The sequence below is a fragment of the Thermodesulforhabdus norvegica genome, from assembly GCF_900114975.1.
Classification (GTDB): Bacteria; Desulfobacterota; Syntrophobacteria; order Syntrophobacterales; family Thermodesulforhabdaceae; genus Thermodesulforhabdus; species Thermodesulforhabdus norvegica.
This window is the reverse complement of record NZ_FOUU01000002.1, coordinates 400,595-420,480: the sequence shown is the minus strand read 5'-3', so window position 1 is coordinate 420,480 and position 19,886 is coordinate 400,595. Positions and strand designations below refer to the sequence as shown.

At 50.3% G+C, this 19,886-nt stretch carries 14 protein-coding genes; 7 read left to right on the top strand and 7 right to left on the bottom strand.

The window, feature by feature from the left end; genetic code table 11:
• Positions 1–3 precede the first annotated feature (3 nt).
• The 5 genes from rho to BM091_RS05525 form a co-directional block, all read right to left on the bottom strand.
• Complete coding sequence (gene rho / locus BM091_RS05545; protein WP_093394286.1) at positions 4–1,251, bottom strand: transcription termination factor Rho; 1,248 nt, start codon at positions 1,249–1,251, stop codon at positions 4–6.
• A gap of 177 nt (positions 1,252–1,428) precedes the next feature.
• A complete protein-coding gene (gene bamD, locus BM091_RS05540; protein ID WP_093394095.1) occupies positions 1,429–2,187 on the bottom strand; it encodes an outer membrane protein assembly factor BamD in 759 nt (252 codons plus the stop codon).
• Between the two features lie 112 nt (positions 2,188–2,299).
• Entirely contained in the window at positions 2,300–3,256 is a 957-nt protein-coding gene (trxB, locus tag BM091_RS05535) for a thioredoxin-disulfide reductase (protein WP_177193535.1), read from the bottom strand.
• A gap of 11 nt (positions 3,257–3,267) precedes the next feature.
• Positions 3,268–3,597: a thioredoxin gene (trxA, locus tag BM091_RS05530; protein WP_093394093.1), complete on the bottom strand. Its 330-nt coding sequence runs from the start codon at positions 3,595–3,597 to the stop codon at positions 3,268–3,270.
• A 213-nt stretch (positions 3,598–3,810) separates the two neighbouring features.
• On the bottom strand, positions 3,811–4,008 hold the full coding sequence (locus tag BM091_RS05525) for a hypothetical protein (protein WP_093394091.1): 198 nt from the start codon (positions 4,006–4,008) through the stop codon (positions 3,811–3,813).
• Positions 4,009–4,292: 284 nt separating this feature from the next.
• Here BM091_RS05525 and BM091_RS05520 point away from each other — a divergent pair, with 284 nt between their 5' ends.
• The 5 genes from BM091_RS05520 (at position 4,293) to BM091_RS05495 (ending at position 15,174) form a co-directional block, all read left to right on the top strand.
• Complete coding sequence (locus tag BM091_RS05520) at positions 4,293–5,555, top strand: CoB--CoM heterodisulfide reductase iron-sulfur subunit A family protein (RefSeq protein WP_093394090.1); 1,263 nt, start codon at positions 4,293–4,295, stop codon at positions 5,553–5,555.
• 4 nt (positions 5,556–5,559) lie between these two features.
• On the top strand, positions 5,560–7,770 hold the full coding sequence (locus BM091_RS14390; protein ID WP_093394088.1) for an FAD-dependent oxidoreductase: 2,211 nt from the start codon (positions 5,560–5,562) through the stop codon (positions 7,768–7,770).
• Positions 7,771–7,854: 84 nt separating this feature from the next.
• On the top strand, positions 7,855–9,006 hold the full coding sequence (locus BM091_RS05510) for a 4Fe-4S dicluster domain-containing protein (protein WP_093394087.1): 1,152 nt from the start codon (positions 7,855–7,857) through the stop codon (positions 9,004–9,006).
• A 481-nt stretch (positions 9,007–9,487) separates the two neighbouring features.
• Positions 9,488–10,645 carry an efflux RND transporter periplasmic adaptor subunit gene (locus tag BM091_RS05500; protein ID WP_093394083.1) on the top strand — a complete coding sequence of 386 codons (1,158 nt, stop codon included), beginning with the start codon at positions 9,488–9,490 and terminating at the stop codon, positions 10,643–10,645.
• Positions 10,645–15,174, top strand: coding sequence for an efflux RND transporter permease subunit (locus BM091_RS05495; protein WP_093394081.1), 4,530 nt, complete (start codon positions 10,645–10,647; stop codon positions 15,172–15,174). Before BM091_RS05500 ends, BM091_RS05495 begins: the two co-directional genes overlap by 1 nt.
• 61 nt (positions 15,175–15,235) lie before the next feature.
• Here BM091_RS05495 and BM091_RS05490 read toward each other — a convergent pair whose 3' ends face one another.
• On the bottom strand, positions 15,236–16,420 hold the full coding sequence (locus BM091_RS05490) for a tetratricopeptide repeat protein (RefSeq protein WP_093394080.1): 1,185 nt from the start codon (positions 16,418–16,420) through the stop codon (positions 15,236–15,238).
• A 204-nt stretch (positions 16,421–16,624) separates the two neighbouring features.
• On the opposite strand from BM091_RS05490, the gene BM091_RS05485 reads away from it, so the two are divergent.
• Entirely contained in the window at positions 16,625–17,035 is a 411-nt protein-coding gene (locus BM091_RS05485; protein ID WP_093394078.1) for a thioesterase family protein, read from the top strand.
• Between the two features lie 117 nt (positions 17,036–17,152).
• Complete coding sequence (locus tag BM091_RS05480) at positions 17,153–19,180, top strand: acetate--CoA ligase family protein (protein WP_093394077.1); 2,028 nt, start codon at positions 17,153–17,155, stop codon at positions 19,178–19,180.
• On the opposite strand, the gene BM091_RS05475 is transcribed toward BM091_RS05480, so the two are convergent.
• Positions 19,167–19,817, bottom strand: a complete 651-nt coding sequence (locus BM091_RS05475; protein WP_093394075.1) for a class II aldolase/adducin family protein — start codon at positions 19,815–19,817, stop codon at positions 19,167–19,169. The two genes, BM091_RS05480 and BM091_RS05475, sit on opposite strands and share 14 nt — an antisense overlap.
• Between the last annotated feature and the right edge of the window lie 69 nt (positions 19,818–19,886).

Below are 19,886 nucleotides of genomic sequence, written 5' to 3'. Positions count from 1 at the left end.
GATTCATTGACTCATAGATGCCAGGAATTCGGCGTTATCTCTGGTGCCCATCATTTTGTCAAGGAGAAACTCCATCGCATCAACAGGATTAAGCGGAGAAAGAAGCTTCCTCAGAATCCAGATGCGATTCAAATCCTCGGGCGGCAGTAATAGCTCTTCTTTTCTGGTACCCGATTTATTGATATCTATGGCCGGGAATATCCTTCTGTCGGCAAGCCTTCTATCAAGAACAATCTCCATGTTACCGGTTCCCTTGAATTCTTCGAAAATCACCTCATCCATTCTGCTTCCGGTATCAATCAGGGCCGTGGCAACGATAGTAAGACTACCCCCTTCTTCGATATTTCTCGCCGCCCCGAAAAACCTTTTAGGACGGTTCAAAGCATTTGAATCCAGACCTCCCGAAAGAATCTTGCCGCTTGGAGGTACAACTGTGTTGTAAGCCCTTGCAAGTCTGGTAATGCTGTCCAGAAGTATAACCACATCCCTTTTATGTTCCACCAACCGCTTTGCCTTCTCGATAACCATTTCCGCAACCTGCACATGTCTCTGCGCAGGTTCGTCAAAGGTGGAACTCACCACCTCCGCCCTCACATTGCGTTCCATATCCGTCACTTCTTCGGGACGCTCGTCAATAAGGAGCACTATAAGGTAGGCCTCGGGATGGTTTATAGATATGGCGTTGGCAATATTCTGCAGGAGCATGGTCTTTCCGGTCCTTGGCGGGGCAACTATCAATCCGCGTTGACCGAAACCTATGGGAGTCAGCAGGTCCATGATTCGGGTAGAAAAATTATCGGGGTCCGTTTCCAGCCTGATGCGGCGATTGGGGTATATGGGCGTAAGATTATCGAAGAGAATCTTGTTCTTTGCCACCTCAGGCGGTTCGTAGTTTATGGCCTCTACCTTCAGAAGAGCAAAATACCTTTCGTTGTCTTTGGGAGGTCGAATCTGCCCGGAAACCGTATCACCCGTTCGCAGATTGAAACGCCTTATCTGAGACGGGGATACATAGATATCGTCGGGCCCCGGTAGGTAGTTATAATCCTGAGTTCTCAGAAAACCGAAGCCATCGGGCAGTACCTCCAGGACCCCTTCCCCGTAAATTATTCCCTGCCTTTCTGCATGAGCCTGAAGCAGGGCAAAGATAAGATCCTGCTTCCTCATGGAAGCGGCGCCCTCAATCCCGTACTGCTCGGCCAGGTAAAGAAGATACTTGATATTCTGTTTCTTAAGGTCGGCAAGATTCATTATACCCTGGTAAGGAGTCTCAGGCACCCCAGCTTCCAACTCGTTCTGATCCCTCTCGTTTAAATCGTTCGGATGCACCATGACCTCTTCCTTCCTTTCCCCAATTTTTTTCTTAATCTACCGGGTAACTCGATTGAATTGTAGTGGCCGGAAATGTCGATCAAACAACAGATACGCCTAAAACCCGAGCTTTGTCCACAAACTCGGCCTGTCAAAGCCCTTATCGATTTCCTCTCGACATCGTGCAAGCATTTCTTGAGCCTCTTTTACCTTGCCCATTTCGTTCATTTCCGAAAGATATTCGGAAAGGGCATATTCGAGCCTGCCTGCGGCCGCTCTGTACTCGCCTCGCTTCATGTAAAAGCGTGCCACGTATAATTCATACTCGGCAAGTTTCTTACGACATTCAACGGCTTTATCCCGGGCTTTTTGAGCCCAAACCGTTCCAGCGTAGGCCTGGGTAATCCGCTCAAAAACCGTAAGGGCCCTGCGCAACTGGCCATGATCCCTATCAATAGAACGCGCCATATTGGCGTAACACATTCCCAGCTGATAAAGCACATAGGGCACGACGGGATTACCGGGATGAAGCCTGGCAAACTGCTCATAGGCAGCCGCCGCTTCCTCGTACTTTTCATCCAGATAATAAGCGTCTGCAAGCTTCAATTCGGCAAGAACTACGTACTTGCTGTAGGGATATTGCTGAATTATTTGCTCAAAAGCCTTCTGGGCATCTCCATAATCCTTATCCTGAATGCTCTGAAGCCCTTTCCATACCAGCTGATCCGGCGTCGCACCTATTTCCGAACCGGATTCGAAGAGATCTCCAAAATAAAATTCCATCAGGTTAGTACCACACCCACCGACCAGCAGGACGCAAAAGAGAACACAAACTATTTCAAACAAAGCCCTGCGCTTTATATCCATCCCCCGCATCGCATCGTCTCAAATCTCATGGTAATATCTAATAAAGAAGCCTGACTGCATTATAACCGAAAGATTCTCATCTTAATCTCAATTACAGCACGGTGGAATTATAACGAGACGCTCATGGAGACACGGTTGGCCACATACCTTCATTGTTTTCAATATACAAGCCGGCAGAATAGGCCGCTATTGCACCATCACTTACGGCCGTAACAATCTGACGCAACGGCTTCGACCTCACATCACCTGCCGCAAAAACCCCCGGTACGGAAGTTCTCATGTTTTCATCGGTCACAATAAAGCCTCCATCATCTCTACCGATTGCCGGAGGCACAAAAGAAACGTTGGGACTTAAACCGACGAATATGAACACCCCGCTCACAGGTAGACTATATTCCCTGGCATCGCTCTTATTATAAAGAACAACCTCCTCTACCCCGCTATCTCCCCGAATTTCGCGCACCTCAGTATTCCACAATATGCTTATCTTGTCATTGGATTTAGCTCTCTCCTGTAAAACCATTGCGGCTCTGAGCCTATCACGCCTGTGAATGAGATACACCTTACGGGCAAAGCGGGTAAGATAGACTGCTTCTTCAACCGCCGTGTCCCCCCCTCCTACCACCGCAACATCCTGCTCCCTGAAAAACGGAGCATCGCAGACGCCGCAATAGGAAACGCCGGAGCCCACAAATTCTCGCTCCCCCCTTACCCCCAGGGCTCTAGGTGTAGCACCGGAGGCGATTATAACGGTTTTTGCCCGGTAGGTTGCTCCATCCGTCACGATCTGCTTGACAGGTCCCTGAACCTCAAGGGCGGTTACTTCGGCCTGAATTCTCTCAACACCGAAGGAATCCACATGTTCGTTAAACCTGCGGGCAAGCTCAAAAGCCTCTATCGGCTCCGCAAAGCCGGGATAATTCTCCACCTTTTCGTAATTCAGCAACTGCCCACCCGGAGCGAACCTTTCCAATATCAGCGTTTTCAACCTCGACCGGGCCGCATAAATCCCCGCCGCACAACCCGCAGGCCCGGAGCCGATAACAACCACATCATAGATGCCAGACACTTCCGACATTGTCCGGAACTCTAGGCAATAAGCCGGTCGATCACGGCGGAAATCTGAGACTTACCGACAGCCCCCGTTATCTGATCGACCACATTGCCGTTTTTAAAGAAGATGAGTGTGGGAATAGCCCGGATTCCGAATTTGGAGGGCGTCTGAGGATTTTCATCCACGTTGCACTTACCGACCTTGATCTTACCATGATACTCATTGGCAATCTCATCAATCACCGGAGCTATAGCTCGACAGGGTCCGCACCATGCTGCCCAAAAATCGACAAGTACGGGAATATCGGATTTAAGCACTTCAGACTCAAAATTCTTATCGGTGATCTCCACAATATTTCCCGCCATAGCCATTCTCTCCTCAAAAACAAGTTCTTATGAATTACACCCAGAACGTTTCCGAAAGACACAGCACTTGGACTATATCCACCCCTTATCCTATTGTCAATCATGTACTGGAAAAATACCCTTCCCCGGCACTCCGACCCATCCCCCACAAACCTTTACCACTTCAGGAAGTAAATTAGTCGTAGCTTCGATTCCCCGACAAGCAAGGCTCTCTCAGGACAGAAACTTCTTCTTCAAATCATCCCAGGGAGTAAAAACCATTACCAAAATCGCCGTTATCAAATAAAAGGCAAACACAGAAGCCGGAAAAGTCAGGTACAAAAAAGCATACACCGGAAACACTGCCGCACAGGACAGTGCAAACCTTATAACGTATTTCAACCAGCCTCCCTGATCCTTTCGATCCTCCATGGCCTGACTCCGCTATCGTGTTATTTATCGGTTTATTACAACACCTTGACGACAAATCATACCGGGTGATCTTTTTTTCACGAGCCTTTTACTACCCGTCGCATCTTTAACCTGTCAAGCAAATAAATTTAGGTTTTTTATTTGCGCCTCAGATCATATTTGTGTATATGAGCACATGTAGGAACGAATATGTTGTGAACAGCACACTAAGCGGGCAGTAACGCCGGTTCTTTCGGGCTTGTCCATTTTAAGAATTTCGTCACATTTACAACGGGAGGAAAGTGATGGGTGGTCCGGTTAACCAAAGCATCCTCGTTGTTGGCGGTGGAATGAGCGGTATGACCGCCGCCATTGAAGCCGCCGAGGCAGGATATGAAGTGTATCTGGTAGAAAAAAATCCTTATCTGGGCGGCAGAGTGGCTCAGTTGAATCAGTATTTTCCGAAGCTGTGCCCTCCTTACTGTGGTCTTGAGATAAACTTCAGGCGGATTAAGCAAAATCCCAGGATCCATGTCCTGACCCTTGCAGAAGTGGAAGGCATAACAGGTCATGAGGGCAATTTCTCCGCTACCGTGGTCGTAAAACCCAGATATGTTAACGAGAAGTGTACCTGTTGCGGCAAATGCGCCGAAGCAACCACACTTGAAATAGATAATCCCTTCAACTTCGGGATGGATAAGATCAAGGCTGCCTATCTACCCCACGACCTGGCGTATCCCATGAGATATGTCATTGATCCGGTTCTCGTACAGAGCCCCGAGGCAAAAAAGGTTAAAGAGGCCTGTCCTTATGATGCCATTGACCTGGACATGCAGCCTCAGAAGGTCGAGCTCAACGTAGGAGCCATAATCTGGGCTACCGGATGGAATCCCTACGATGCAAAAAAACTCGATACCTACGGGTTCGGCACTTACAAAGACGTAATAACAAACGTGATGATGGAGCGCATGGCTTCCTGGAACGGACCGACTCAGGGCAAAATCCTTCGCCCCTCCAACGGTCAGCCCCCTGAGACCGTGGCTTTCGTGCAATGTGCCGGATCGAGAGACGAAAATCATTTGCCTTTCTGTTCGAGCATATGCTGTCTCGCCTCCATGAAGCAGGCCACCTATGTGAGAGAGCAAATTCCCGACGCAAAGGTTTACATTTTTTACATAGATATCCGGGCAAAGGATCGTTACGAGGATTTCTACAACAGGGTCAAAAATGACGAAAAGGTTACCTTCTTCAAGGGCAAGGTTGCCAAGATCGAACAGGCTGAAGGATCAGACCAGCTGGTTCTTCATGTTGAAAACACAATGACGGGAGCTCTGGAGCAAATCTCCGCCGATCTGGTCGTGCTGGCAACGGGCATGGAACCCAGCACGGTATCACAGCCCCTTCCCATACCGGTAGCCTACGATGACTACCAGTTCCTGCCCGGGCTTGTGGTCCAGCCCGGCATTTACGCAGCCGGCTGTGTTCGTACCCCCACAAACGTTGCAGAAGTGGTACAGGACGGAACGGCAGCGGCCATAAAGGCCATTCAGTCGATTTCAAGGAGGTAATCCCATGGAGAAAAAGATTGGCGTTTATATTTGTACGGGTTGCGGAATCGGGGAGGCCCTGAACCCGGAGCAACTGGGCAATGTGGCACAGGAAGAATACGGCGTAGCCGTCTGCAAAACCCACCCATTCCTGTGCAGCAAGGAAGGCGTGGACGTAATAAAGTCCGACATAGCCGAAGGCGTGAATACCATCGTAATAGCGGCATGCTCTCCCCGCGTGATGTACGACCTTTTTAACTTCGACGGTTGCATCGTCGACCGGGTTAACATCCGAGAACAGGTCGCCTGGTGCCAGCCCCCCGGCGAAGAAGATACGCAGATGATGGCCGAAGACTACCTCAGGATGGGTCTTGCTAAAGTAAACAAAATGGAGCTACCAGAGCCCTATAAGCCCGAAGAAGAAATGTCCAGGGACGTTCTCGTCGTAGGCGGTGGAGCAGCAGGGCTTGCAGCAGCACTGGCAGCAGCAGATGCGGGGTACAAGGTAACGCTGGTAGAAAAGGAAAAAGAGCTGGGTGGCTTCGTGAGAAAGGTAAAGGAGGTTGCAACCCTTCCTTACAAAGCCTTCAAGAGCGGTTATCTGGACGAATACATCGAAAAGGTAAAGAACCACGAAAACATCACGGTTTACACGGAAGCAAAGATTCTCAAGACCGCAGGCGGACCTGGATTGTTCGACGTCACGATTTCTCAAAACGGTAGCTCCGTCGAGCACCGCTTTGGGGCAATAGTTCTCGCTGCAGGTTGGGTACCTTACGATCCCAAAAAGCTCGACCCAAAACTGGGTTACGGCCGTTACGACAACGTCGTAACAGGCGTGGAATTCGAAGAAATGCTGGCTCAGGGAAATCTTAAACGGCCAAAAGACGGAGGCAGTGTAAACTCCGTTGCCTTTCTGCTCTGTGCAGGATCCCGTGACCCCAATCATCTACCCTACTGTTCCACAACCTGTTGCATCAGCTCTCTGAAGCAGGCTCTGCAGATAAAGGAGCAAAATCCAGACGCCAATGTTTATGTATTTTTCAAAGAGATGCGAACACCCGGTCAGGCAGAGGATCTCTACAGGAAGGCTCAGGAGGCGGGGGTAATATTCCTCAGATGCCAGGATCCCCAGGTAGAATCGGGAGCAACGGGGCTCACCGTCAAGGGATATGAAGATCTTGTGGGCGAGGAGGTCGAAGTTGACGGTCTCGATCTTGTCGTCCTTGCCACCGGCATGGTTCCCGTTACGGCTTTCGGAGAAAACGTGGTAGCAAAACCGGAAGATCAGAAAGAGGAAGAAGAGCCGGTACCAACTGACATCATTTTGAAATCCGACGTGCTCAACCTTGAATATCGTCAGGGACCTGAAGTACCGATTCTTAAGTACGGTTTCCCCGACTCTCACTTCATTTGCTTCCCCTATGAAAGTCGCCGCACCGGAATTTACGCGGCAGGATGTGTGCGCCGTCCGATGGGCGTTGCAACGGCAATTGAGGACGGAACCGGTGCCGCCATGAAGGCAATTCAGTGCATTGAAATGGTACACAAGGGGATGGCCGTACATCCTCGAGCCGGAGACATGTCTTTTCCGGAATTCTTCATGCAGAGATGTACTCAGTGCAAGCGATGCACCGTTGAATGCCCCTTTGGTGCAATAAACGAAGACGAAAAGGCAAATCCCCTTCCCAACCCGACCCGGTGCAGGCGCTGTGGCGTGTGTATGGGAGCATGTCCCGAACGGATCATCTCCTTCAAGAATTATTCAGTGGGCATGATTGGCGACATGATAAAAGCCATGAACGTCCCCGATGAATACGAAGAAAAGCCACGGATCCTCGTTCTCGCCTGTGAAAACGACTCGTACCCTGCTCTTGATATGGCAGGTGTGCGCCGCATGAAGTACAATCCCTGGATAAGGGTGATCCCTCTCCGTTGCCTGGGTTCCATGAACCTGATATGGATTGCCGATGCACTGTCTTCGGGCATTGACGGAGTTCTACTCCTCGGCTGCAAGTACGGCGAAGACTATCAGTGCCATTTCATCCGGGGTAGTGAGCTGGCCAACATCAGGCTCGGAAAGATCAAGGAAACACTGGATCGACTGGTTCTGGAATCCGAGCGGGTACGATTCGAAACCGTAAGCATAACGGACTACGCAAAGTTGCCTGAAATTCTGGATGATTTTGCAAAGAAGATAGAAGAGATCGGGCCCAATCCGTACAAAGGTTTCTAGAAGACGAGGCGAAGGGGGATCTTGTTTCCCCTTCCCCGGCTTTATATGCACATCAGGTCTAGGAAGTAGCAAAGGAGGACGAATATGGGCATTAAGGTTGACCCGACGTTAATGAAAGAGCTCGAGATTTACGGGCTAAAAGACGCTAAAAAGTGTTTCCACTGTGGAAACTGCACGGCCGTGTGCCCTCTTTCGGAAAACAAAACACCTTTTCCCAGGAAGCTGGTCAAGTATGTGCAGCTTGGGCTGAGAGACAAGATCTTAAGGAGCCCGGAACCGTGGCTGTGCTATTACTGCGGGACCTGCTCTGAAAAATGCCCCCGGGGAGCCGACCCGGGAGAGACCATGATGGTTATGCGCCGTTATCTGACGGCACAATACGACTGGACCGGTTTTGCCCGAAGGTTTTATACATCAGAAAAATTCGAAATCGTCGCCATAGTTATTGTGGCCGTACTGGTGGGGTTGGGACTCCTTATTTTTAATACAGGAAACCCTGACTGGGAGCACGCCCGTCTTAATTCGGTATGGCCCAAAGAAAAGATCGAACTGGCCGACCTCATCATGGCGGCAGTTCTATCTTTTCTCCTTCTCAGTAACGCCTACCGTTGCATGAAGTTCATTCTGGGCGATCTGGTGGGCAAGATACCTTTCAAATATTACCGGGCAGAGTTTAAAGAGCTCGTTGTCAATTTTCTGACCCAGAAGAGATGGGCAAAGTGCGAAGACAAGATGCAGTGGTTTGTGCATCTCATGATTATGACCGGTTACAGCACCGCCTTCCTTCTTGTGGTCGGTCTGATCAGATTGTTCCAGCGTGACGAAATCTATCCGCCTCTGCACCCCATAAGACTGCTCGGTTACTATTCAACGGCAGCCATACTCTACGGCTGTACTTACGCTCTTATCGGAAGGATCCGGAAGAGCAAACCCCCTTACAAAAATTCTCATCCCACCGACTGGATGTTTCTGATACTCCTTGAACTGACCACCCTCACGGGCATCTTTATTCACTTCACCCGTCTTCTCGACCTACCTTTTGCCACCTATGCACTCTATGTCATCCACATGATGGTTGCCGTTCCGATGCTTGTGCTTGAAGTACCCTTCGCCAAATGGGCTCACCTTGCCTACCGTCCTCTGGTTCTTTATTTTCTGAGGGTCAAAGATCGTTATCTTGCTGATCAGGAGGCCCTTGAGGCCACTTCGCCTGCGGCGGAAGAACAGGCGGCATAAAAAAGCATACCGGATCGGCCAAGGCCGGTCCGGTTGCTCAGGAATAAGGGTTTTACCTTCACGGGTTGCTGCCTTACCCTTACCTGCATAAGCTCAGAACATTCCATCAATCCCACCCTTTTAAAACCGGCAAAACCTTCTCCGAGCAGATTTTGGTCTCCCTCGTGTCCGGTCACAAACTCCGGACATTCTCAATCCCTTTCCTACTGGCTGAAGTTGAAAGCAAGCTAAAGGCATCCGGTTTAAAGCATCCTCTGCGGAGATGCTGAAGTCAGAAGGGCTATTGGGTGTTTTTCGGTTCCCTCCGGACGGGTGATTCATCAACGTTGACATGTGAATATTAGATCTGTATTAAAAACAGGTGGTCGCAATACGAATCCATGTTCACACAGTTATGATTGGCGATAAGGAAATGCGGCTTAAGGCATTGAAGAAGCTGCAATTTAAGCTGCAGGAGCTACAATCCGGTCGGAGGTTGCGAATGTGGAGTAAGGGCGCAGGGAAGTGGGGCATTGTTTTTGTAATTTTCGGAATCACGGCTCTTTTCGGCTGTAATGACGGAACCAGCAGGCAGTCTTCTCAGGCCGCTATGCCTCCTCCTGAAGTAACCGTGGTTGTCGTTGAACCAAGAGACGTAACCCTTAGCACAACCCTTCCCGGTCGTGTTGCCGCTTATCGAACGGCCGAAATTCGGCCTCAGGTCAGCGGTCTTCTATTGAAGCGCTTTTTCAAAGAGGGATCTGAGGTAAAGGCCGGTGATATGCTTTATCTTATAGACCCTGCTCCTTTCAAAGCAGCACTGGAGAATGCCGAAGCAGCCCTGGCAAAGGCACAGGCCAACCTTCCGGCGATAAAAGCAAGGGCCGAGCGGTATGAGAAATTGAGAGTCGATGGAGCCATAAGTCAGCAGGACTATGACGATGCTGTATCTGCCTTAAAGCAGGCACAGGCCGATATCGCATACTGGAAAGCCCAGGTAGAAAAAGCCCGTATAGACCTCGGTTACTGTTACATAAGGGCTCCCATCTCCGGCAGAATTGGAAAATCTTTCGTTACCGAAGGCGCCGTTGTGACGGCTTACCAATCTCAGCCACTGGCGGTTATCCATCAGCTCGACCCGGTCTATGTCGATGTGACTCAGTCCACGGTGGAACTGCTTCAACTTAAACGGCGCGTTGAAGAGGGAATACTTCGGAACGATGCGCCTTCCCTGAACAATGTTACCCTGATCCTTGAAGACGGAACCACTTATCCCCACGCGGGAACGCTTCAATTCAGAGATGTCTCCGTCGATCCGACAACCGGGTCGGTGGTGATCAGGATTGTTTTCAACAACCCTGATCGTACTTTGCTTCCGGGGATGTTCGTGCGGGCAACTGTAAACGAGGGAACGAGGCATGGTGCGCTTCTGGTTCCACAAGAGGCCGTTATGAGAGATCGCGGAGGGAATCCCTATTGCCTGGTGGTAAATCAGGAAAACAGGGTGGAGATGCGGATGCTTCAGATCGACCGCGCTGTTGACAACCTGTGGCTCGTTACATCGGGCATTGCTCCGGGTGATCGAGTCATCGTTGATGGGCTTCAGTTTGTACGAGCGGGAATGGTCGTGAAGCCGGTTCTTTCTCAGGAGGAAAAGTAATGCTTTCCAGGTTTTTTCTAGATAGGCCGGTATTTGCATGGGTAATTGCCATCGCCCTTATGAGCGCAGGGCTTTTGGCCATCCATTTTCTGCCCGTTTCTCAATATCCCGAACTGGCTCCTCCCGTTATAGCCGTTGAAGCCTTCTATCCGGGCGCTTCGGCCGAGACTGTGGAAAGTACGGTCACCCAGATAATCGAACAGAAAATGACGGGACTCGACAGGCTGTGGTACATTTCGGCCTACAGCAGTTCCTCAGGCGCCAGCCGGATTGAACTGACCTTTGCACCGGGTACCGACCCCGACATTGCCTGGTCCAAAGTTCAGAACAAACTGCAACTGGCCATGGCCAGCCTTCCAGAAGTGGTACAACGCCAGGGAGTAGAAGTCAGTAAATCGACCAGAAACTACATGCTCGTGGTGGGAATTGTATCAGAAGACGAAAGCCTGAGCGAAAACGATCTTCGTGATTATGCCATTTCCAATCTCGAGAAGGTTCTTGCCCGAATACCGGGAGTTGGAGAAGTCGAAGTCTTCGGAACGGAACATGCCATGAGAATATGGCTGGATCCGGACAGGTTGACCAATTATTCCCTTACCGTAGAAGACGTGGTCGGGGCGCTTGAAGCTTATAACGTTGAAGTTTCTGCGGGACAGTTTGGCGGTTCCCCTGCTATTTCCGGACAGAGGCTCAACGCCTCTATCGTCGTCCAGCACTATCTTCAAGCCCCCGAAGAATTCGAAAACATTCCCATAAGGATCAATCAAGATGGTTCCACAGTGAGGATTGGCGACGTTGCCAGGGCTGAGCTGGGAACAGAACGTTACGATATTTTCGCCAGATATAACGGGAAGCCTGCGGCATTCATGGCCATTCGAAAAGAGCCCGGAGCCAATTCACTTGAGACGGCGGATAGAATAAAGAAAAGGCTGGAGGAGTTAAGTCGGTATTTCCCGCCTGGAGTAAGGGTAGTCTATCCTTACGATACGACGCCTTTTACGCGTGTGGCCATTCATGAGGTCGTAAGAACTCTGATTGAAGCCATAATTCTCGTTTTCATGGTTATGTGGCTATTCCTGGGCAGTTTTCGCGCCACCATTATCCCCACCATTGCAGTACCTGTTGTTGTTCTGGGAACCTTTGCGGTCATCTGGATTCTTGGTTTTTCCATTAACATGCTCACAATGTTTGCCATGATACTGGCCATAGGACTCCTTGTAGACGATGCCATTGTGGTGGTTGAAAATGTCGATCGCTTAATGGTTGAAGAAGGATTACCGCCAAGACAGGCCACTGCAAAATCCATGGATCAAATCACCGGTGCTCTTATTGGAATAGGCCTCGTCCTTTCTGCCGTATTCGGACCTATGGCCTTTTTCCCGGGATCAACGGGCATAATTTACCGTCAATTTTCCGTAACCATAGCTTCAGCCATGTTACTTTCCGTGGTCGTGGCGCTAATCCTGACCCCTGTTCTAAGTGCAAACATCTTGAAGCCCCTTCCCCCGGGCCATAGGCCTTCCGATACGGCTCCTACGGTTCTCAGACCTTTCTTCCGCTGGTTCGATCGAACTTTCTACCGCTGTCGTGACCTGTACGTCCGCACGGTGAGACACATCATTAGAAAAAGCTCCCCTTATGTCGTCCTGTATTTGATACTTGTGATTATCACGGGCTTCCTTTTTCTCCGTATGCCTACATCATACCTTCCCGACGAAGATCAGGGATTGCTTTTCACTCAGGTAATTCTTCCTTCCGGATCAACACTGGAGCAAACTCAAAAAGTCATGGAACGAATCCAGAGTTATTTTCTGAACCATGAAAGAGAAGCGGTGGAGTCCTTCGCCTATGTGGCGGGCATATCCTTCGCCGGCGAGGCGCAGAATGTGGGCATGGGCTTTGTGAAGCTGAGAGATTGGGAACTAAGGGACAGTGATGAGTTAAGAGCGCGGGCCGTGGTCAATCGGGCCATGAGGGCCTTCGCCGCCTTTAGAGATGCTATGGTTTTCGTGTATCCTCCACCGGCCGTTATAGAGCTCGGAAACGCATCGGGTTTCGATTTTGAACTACTGGATTTCGGCGGGGTAGGCCACGATGCCCTTATGAAAGCACGCGATCAGCTCCTGATGATGGCAGCTCAGGATCCACGAGTAATTCGTGTAAGGCCTAACGGGATGGATGACGCGGCACAGTATAAGATTGATGTGGATTGGGAAAAGGCAGGTGCCCTTGGAATAGACATATCCTCCATCCACACGACGCTATCTGCCGCTTTTGGAGGAACTTACGTTAATAATTTCACCAGGGCCGGCCGGGTCAAAAAGGTCTATGTACAGGCGGATGCCCCTTTCAGGATGCTACCTGAACACCTGAAAAAACTCTACGTGAGGAACAGCAAGGGCGAGATGGTTCCCTTCACGTCCTTCGCCAGTGGCCGATGGACCTATGGAGCAGTAAAACTCGAGCGCTATAACGGATTCCCTTCAATCAACATATGGGGTGAGCCTGCGCCCGGTAAAAGTTCCGGCGAAGCCATGAAGGCTATGGAAGAACTGGCCTCAAAGCTACCGGAAGGAATTGGATTTGACTGGACAGGCCTCTCCTTTCAGGAAAAGATGGCGTCAGCCCAGGCTCCCATTATGTATGCTTTCTCTATATTCGTCATTTTCCTGGTACTGGCGGCGCTATACGAGAGTTGGTCAGTCCCCATCTCGATCCTTCTCTGCCTTCCGCTCGGTGCAATAGGAGGAATCCTGGCATCCAGTCTGAGAGGGATGACAAACGACGTTTACTTTCAGATCGGAATCCTTACAACCCTGGGGCTCACAACCAAAAACGCCATCCTCATCGTCCAGTTTGCAAAAGACCGGGTGGAGAAAGAAGGAATGGATCTCGTGAAGGCAACCGTTGAAGGTGCTCGACTGAGACTCCGGCCTATTGTGATGACTTCGATGGCCTTCGGATTCGGAGTGCTTCCACTGGCAGTAACTAAAGGGCCTGGGTCCGGAGCACAGAATGCAATAGGGGTATGTGTCCTGGGAGGAATGGTAGCATCAACCTTCCTGGCCACCTTCTTCGTACCACTCTTTTACGTGCTGGTATCCAGAGCCGGAAAGTGGAGACGAAAGGCTGTTATGGTCATGCTGATTACCGGACTAATAATTACCGGAGGATGTAGCTTCATCCCTGTGTATGAACGACCTGATGCGCCGATTCCCGAAAAATGGCCCCGGGGAGAGGTGGGTGAAAAGGCAGAAGAGGATACCCGGGCTCCCTTGCCTCAGGAAATCGGCTGGCGTCACTTCATTAACGATCCCAGGATGAAAGAAGTCATCGAGCTGGCACTTCAAAATAATCGGGATCTTAAACTGGCGGCTCTCAAAGTTGAAAAAGCACGGGCCCTTTATGGGGTTCAGAGGGCCGAGCTTTTCCCGGCCCTTACGGGGGAAGCCGCCATGACAAAAGAACGTCAATCTTCTCGCCTTATAAGCCCTGATGAGCCCCGAACCGTTGAACAGTACAGCCTGAACCTGGGAACAGCATCATGGGAGATAGACTTTTTTGGCAGGATAAGAAGTCTTGAGAGGCAGGCCCTGGAGGAATATCTTTCAACGGAGGCCGCAAGAAAAAGTGCTCAAATTCTGCTTATTGAGGAAGTGGCCAGAGCGTACCTTGCCCTGGCGGCAGATCGTGAAGGGCTTGCTCTCGCCGAAAATACCCTAAAGACCCAAGAAGAGATGTACAGGCTCATTCGAAAACGCTATGTAGAAGGGGTTGCAACGGAACTCGATCTCCGGAGAGCGGAAACTCAGGTGGAATCCGCAAGGCGCGATGTTGCCGAATATACCCAGAGGATAGCCCAAGACAAAAATGCTCTGGATCTCCTCGTCGGTATGCCGGTTCCGGAGAGGCTTCTTCCGGAGAGTCTCCAGACTCTGGTGCCACCCCGGGACATTTCCCCCGGACTGTCTTCGGAAGTTCTGCTGAATCGCCCGGACATAATAGCAGCAGAACACAGACTTAAAGCCGCTTATGCTTCAATCGGCGCTGCCAGAGCCGCCTTCTACCCCAGGATTTCTCTTACCACACTGCTTGGGGTTGCAAGCGATGATCTTCTGAATCTGTTCGATTCCGGAACCGGAATCTGGAGATTTACACCACAACTCAACATACCCATCTTCGACACCCGTATATGGGCGGCATACAGGGTGAGTAAGGTCGAAAGGGACATAGCTATAGCCGAATACGAAAAGGCAATTCAAAATGCCTTTCGTGAAGTTGCCGATGCCCTTGCCGTAAAAGCCACCATAGACGACCAGGTCAGGGCTCAGGAGTCTCTGGTAAGAGCACTGGAGCGGAGCTACGAACTATCCCAAAAGAGATACTTGAACGGCATAGATTCTTACTTAAGCGTTCTGGATGCCCAGCGCTCCCTTTACGATGCGAAAGAGCAACTCATTATGCTCAAATTGACCAGGCTCGCCAACCATATAACCTTATATGCCGTGCTGGGGGGTGGAGTAAACTAACCCGACGAGAGACTGCCCGACGAGGCCATCAGGCAGTCTCAAAGGTTTTTCACCGGCGATATCAGCCCGTCCCATCACTTATCTTTTCAAGGAACTTTTGCACCTTTTCACTGGGCTTCTTTTCCAGGAAATCACCGAGTATCTCCCGGGCTTTAGCAACCTGATGCCTCGAATTCAGATACTCGGCATACTCGATAACCAGAGATTCATTCTCAGAATCAAGCTCCATGGCCTTTTCGTACCAACCAAGAGCTTCATCCTCATGGTTTAGATCCCTGTGCACTCGGGCAAGCATAGCCGTAGCCTTCACGTGATCGGGATTGATCTGCAGAGCTCGGTGAAGTGCCTCCGCCGCCCCGTACAAATCACCTTTTTTCAAAAGTTTTCCCGCCATCTCTGCGTATGTGTCGGCCACACTGTCGGACAGTCCTTCCGGACTCCAGTGTATTTGCTGATCACTCAAGGCAACCCGATCGTATAATTCCCAGGCTTCTTCGTTAAAGGGATCCTTCTGGATATGCAGCTTTATTAAATCCTTCGCAACATCAAGATGACCGGCCTCAACGAGAGCGTTAAAACTGTTGAAAACTATGTTCCTGTCTTCCGGCTTCGCCCTGAAGGCCTTCTGAAAATGTTCCAGAGCCCCCTGGAGGTCTCCGTCATTCCAGAGAATCACCCCGAGATTGTTGTGAGCCTTTGCATGGTCGGGATCGTGCTCAAGGGCCATTTCAAAACAAACCCTTGCGCGATCCACCCTTCCCTTTTCGAACTGCTTTTCGCCTTCTAGCGTCAAAAAGTCGGCCTCTGCTATTTCTCTTTCACTCTGCAAGCCGGAGGAAGCTTCCGATGGCGTTATCTGCAAAGAGCCCTCTTCAATCTGTTCAAGAAAACGCCGCATCTCGTCGTCCCAGGGATTTCTCTCGATGTAAGCTCTGACGACATCCACAGCGTCATTTTTCTGACCCGCCGCAATAAACAATTCTGCACAGCGACGAATTACGTTGGGGTCGTCGGAATCAATCTCAAGGGCCTTCTGAACGCACTCCGCCGCCTCCCTATACCTACCCTCACGCCAGAGAAGACGACTCATGGAGCATAGAGCCTCGGGATAATAGGGATCGAGTTCGAGGGCTTTCTCAAAAGCCTTCCTTGCTTCGTCAAAAAGACCTCTTCTAAAAAAATCCTCTCCTTCCTCGTACCAATCCTGAGGAAGCTTGAAAACGTCATCAGATAACTGTTCGTTCATGGTTATTTCTCCCGACCATTTTAAAATGTATTTTTGTTAACCCCCAATCGCCGTAATCTTTTATTACCATGGTAAACTAATAACTTGCCTTTTGTCATTAACTCACGGTAAATTTGACATGCGATGTTTCCTCTCTCACTCAGGATTTAGCAAAATCGGTTCCACATCCTTAAAGCAAAGTCAACCCATAACAGGAGATGAGCCATGCCACGAGCCAGTTTACAGGCAGGAATTACAAATGAGCTAACTATAAAAACGGGGCCTGAGCATTCGGCCCGGGCTTTTTTCGAGCATCTTCCCGATGTTTTTGCAACCCCCGTGCTCTCGGGATTCATGGAAAAGGTCTGTGCAGAGCTCGTGCAGAAGCATCTGGAGCCGGGGGAACAGTCGGTGGGAACTGCAATGGACTTAAAGCACCTTGCTCCCACACCACTCGGAATGAACGTAACGATAAAGGCAGAACTCAGCAAGATAAACGGCCGTCAGTTGATCTTCCGGCTGGAAGCTTACGATGAGGTCGAGAAAATAGCCGAGGCGACTCATTACAGGTTCATAATTGACGTGGAAAAATTCAATAAGAGGGTGGCCGAAAAGGCCGCAAAAGAAAGCAACTAGCGTCTTTTCCCGTTACGTTTCCGGGTAATCGGAGAAAGGGGGTGAAAAGCCTCTACAGAAGCTGATGTTGACTTATGTGCTTAAAATCTAGGGTTTCCTTAAATGAGGGAGGTCCTTATGGCAGGAGAATCGCTGGATGCACTTTTTCGGCCGGCCAGTGTTGCCGTCGTAGGCGCCTCGGAGAACCCCGCCAAGCTCGGCCATGAAATCTTAAAAAATATCGTGGACAGCGGCTTTCACGGGGCTATATATCCCATCAACCCCAAGGCTGAAAAGATTCTCGGGTTGGCCTGCTTCAAAAGCATAGAATATGTCCCGGATAAGGTTGATCTGGCGGTAATCGTGGTTCCGGCACGCGCCGTCCCGGGAGTTGTGGATGAGTGCGGCCGTAAAGGAGTAAAAGCCGCCGTAATTATTACGGGAGGATTTGCGGAAGCAGGACCCGAAGGTGAAGAGTTACAAAACAAGGTTGTGGAAATTGCCCGATCGCACAACATCCGCATCCTGGGGCCGAACTGCCAGGGGATTAATGTCCCTTACCATCCACTGTGTGCCTCATGGCCTCTGCTTACCAAAAAGGGGCGTGTTGCCGTCATCAGTCAAAGCGGAACCGTTGCTGCGGCAATGATGGACTGGTTTTCTCAGGAAGGCTTGGGAGTATCCGCCTTTGTGAGCATGGGAAACCGATGTGACATAGACGAGGTAGATCTCGTTGAATACTTCAACAGGGATCAGAATACATCAACCATTGCTTTATACATTGAGGGCTTAAAGGATCCTCCGGCTTTTAAAAAAGTTCTCGATAACCTGACAAAGCCTCTTGTCCTTTTAAAATCCGGTCGTACCCCTAAAGGGATTCGAGCGGCCGAATCTCATACCCGTTCCCTCGCCGGAGATGACGCTCTTTACGAAGCCCTGTGCAAAAAGTACGGCCTATGCAGGGCCGACACAATTGAAGAGTTTTACGATTTTGCCAAGGCTTTTGCTTATCTGCCACGCCCAGAGGGAAACAAAATTCTATTCGTAACGACTTCGGGAGGCGCAGGCATTCTGGCAACCGATCAGGCTGAAAAAGAAGGTCTCGACGTAGCTCCAATTCCGCCAGAAATTGTCGAATCCGTCAAAGAAGTGGTGCCCCAGCACGCCATTGTATCAAATCCCCTGGATCTTACGGGTGATGCCACGGCGGAGATGTTCGGTGAGGTTGTTTCCCGGACACGCGGTTTCTACGACGTAATCGGTTTAATCTTCGGAGATCCCGTTGAAAGGGCCTCGCAGGTGGTAACCCCTGGAGGCAATGAAGTCGTAATATTTCTGGGCGGTGCCGATGTAGAACGAGCGGAAAAAGCCAAAATGCACGAACGGGGTGTTCCCGTGTTCCCAACGCCCGAAAGAGCCGTAAAAGCGCTTGCGCAGCTGTTACCGGCTCACAGAAAGGGCAAAAAGGAAACCCCGCCAAGGGTTCCTCAGAGGAAAGTCGATCTCAAGGACACCCGACTGCTTTCCTTATCCCAGGCTCTGGAATACTTAAAGGCCCAGGGTTTGCCCTGCATACACTTTGAAAAGGCTCCCAACGAAGGAGCGGCAGTACACTTTGCTCACATTATGGGATTTCCCGTTGCTCTCAAGGTTGATTCGTCGAAAGTTGCCCATAAAACCGACATCGGCGGCGTACAGTTAAACGTCAGGTCTGCCCATGAGGTCAGAGTCGTTTTCGAGCGCATGCGAAAGCGTTATGCCGAGATTATCCCGGACGAGGCTTTTCCCGGCGTGGTTGTCATGCCCATGGCAGAAGAAGGAATTGAAGTTATAATGGGAGCTCATAGAGATGAGTCCTTCGGGACGGTATTGCTGTTCGGCCTGGGCGGAATCCACGTTGAAATCTTTCAGGACGTATCAACCCGGCTCCTGCCGGTTTCTGAAGACGAATTGTACGAAATGGTAAATGAAATTAGAGGCGCGATAATCTTCCAGGGCTACCGCGGAAGACCGCCCATTGACACCCGTTTGATCGTCGAAGGTCTTAAAGGAATAGCAAAAATCATGGAAACCGATGGCTCCATTGTGACCCTGGACATCAATCCGGCAATCCTATACCCTGAGGAATTCGTAATAGTTGACGCACGAATCATCAAGAAGATCTGACGGAGAACAACCGTTCTAATTCCCTGAGCTTCTCTTGATCCAGCGGTCCCGGTAATTTTCCGGAGACGATGGCGGTGAAAACGCCAACGAGCGCAGCGTGCTCCAGTTTTTCTGTACGATAGTATGCCTCGCTGAGGTTTCTACCCACGGTTATGGAGCCGTGTCTTTCAAGCAGAAGAGCATTGCAATTTGTAATCAACCGGGTAACTTGATCTGCCAGTTCTTTACTGGAAGGTGGGGCGTACGGCACCGTCGGAACCGGTCCCACGGAAAGCCAGACTTCGGGTAACCAGGCGGAATTAAAATTAACACCCGTCATCGTAAGGGCTGTAAGAACCGGCGGATGGGCGTGTACTATTGCCCGGACATCCTTTCGCACCGAGTAAATGCCAAGGTGCATAGGGAGTTCAACCGAAGGCTTGCCTCTGCCTGTTAAAACGTCTCCCGAGGTGCTTACGACCAGGATGTCTTCAGCCGAAAGCTCGCCCTTGCATACTCCCGATCTTGTGATAAGGATTTCATCATCATTTTTGCGAACGCTGATATTCCCGTCTGTGGCAGAAACCAGGCCTCTTTCGTAAAGCTTTTTACCGACCAAAATTATTTCATCAAGCCCGTCTTTGTCGATCCGTCCCATCACAGTTCCTTTCTTTTCCGAATCACTATTTTATGATACTTACTTCTCGTCAATCACTATTACCACGAG

What these genes read in the sequence shown, in the direction of transcription:
- rho (WP_093394286.1), bottom strand. Translation starts at nt 1,251, where the DNA reads ATGAATCTTGCCGACCTTAAGAAACAGAATATCAAGTATCTTCTTTAC.
- bamD (WP_093394095.1), bottom strand. Translation starts at nt 2,187, where the DNA reads ATGCGGGGGATGGATATAAAGCGCAGGGCTTTGTTTGAAATAGTTTGT.
- trxB (WP_177193535.1), bottom strand. Translation starts at nt 3,256, where the DNA reads ATGTCGGAAGTGTCTGGCATCTATGATGTGGTTGTTATCGGCTCCGGG.
- trxA (WP_093394093.1), bottom strand. Translation starts at nt 3,597, where the DNA reads ATGGCGGGAAATATTGTGGAGATCACCGATAAGAATTTTGAGTCTGAA.
- BM091_RS05525 (WP_093394091.1), bottom strand. Translation starts at nt 4,008, where the DNA reads ATGGAGGATCGAAAGGATCAGGGAGGCTGGTTGAAATACGTTATAAGG.
- BM091_RS05520 (WP_093394090.1), top strand. Translation starts at nt 4,293, where the DNA reads ATGGGTGGTCCGGTTAACCAAAGCATCCTCGTTGTTGGCGGTGGAATG.
- BM091_RS14390 (WP_093394088.1), top strand. Translation starts at nt 5,560, where the DNA reads ATGGAGAAAAAGATTGGCGTTTATATTTGTACGGGTTGCGGAATCGGG.
- BM091_RS05510 (WP_093394087.1), top strand. Translation starts at nt 7,855, where the DNA reads ATGGGCATTAAGGTTGACCCGACGTTAATGAAAGAGCTCGAGATTTAC.
- BM091_RS05500 (WP_093394083.1), top strand. Translation starts at nt 9,488, where the DNA reads ATGTGGAGTAAGGGCGCAGGGAAGTGGGGCATTGTTTTTGTAATTTTC.
- BM091_RS05495 (WP_093394081.1), top strand. Translation starts at nt 10,645, where the DNA reads ATGCTTTCCAGGTTTTTTCTAGATAGGCCGGTATTTGCATGGGTAATT.
- BM091_RS05490 (WP_093394080.1), bottom strand. Translation starts at nt 16,420, where the DNA reads ATGAACGAACAGTTATCTGATGACGTTTTCAAGCTTCCTCAGGATTGG.
- BM091_RS05485 (WP_093394078.1), top strand. Translation starts at nt 16,625, where the DNA reads ATGCCACGAGCCAGTTTACAGGCAGGAATTACAAATGAGCTAACTATA.
- BM091_RS05480 (WP_093394077.1), top strand. Translation starts at nt 17,153, where the DNA reads ATGGCAGGAGAATCGCTGGATGCACTTTTTCGGCCGGCCAGTGTTGCC.
- BM091_RS05475 (WP_093394075.1), bottom strand. Translation starts at nt 19,817, where the DNA reads ATGGGACGGATCGACAAAGACGGGCTTGATGAAATAATTTTGGTCGGT.